Genomic DNA, 359 nt, shown 5'->3' on the forward strand with positions numbered 1-359 from the left:
AAGTATCATATAGTTTTCGCTCCAAAATACAGAAGGCAAATTATTTATGGAAAGTATAAAAAGAGTATAGGTCAAATTATTCGAGATTTATGTGAAAGGAAAGGTGTAACCATTCATGAAGCTAACGGCTGTCCAGATCACATACACATGTTGGTAAGTATTCCACCAAAGATAAGTGTGTCTCAATTTATGGGATATTTAAAAGGTAAAAGTAGTTTGATGATTTTTGATCGTCATGCCAATTTAAAATACAAATATGGCAATAGAAAGTTTTGGTGCCGAGGTTTCTATGCTGATACAGTGGGTAGAAATAGAAGGCAAATACAAGAATACATTAGAAATCAGCTTAGAGAAGACTT

1 protein-coding gene is annotated in these 359 nt (G+C 32.9%); it reads left to right on the top strand.

Annotated features, from left to right (window positions below; translation table 11 throughout):
• Positions 1 to 359, top strand: a 359-nt coding sequence (tnpA, locus tag RVS70_RS23190; protein WP_321135104.1) for an IS200/IS605 family transposase, incomplete at both ends; no start/stop codon positions are given.

Source organism: Virgibacillus sp. M23, from assembly GCF_034190895.1.
Taxonomy (GTDB): domain Bacteria; phylum Bacillota; class Bacilli; order Bacillales; family Amphibacillaceae; genus Virgibacillus; species Virgibacillus salarius.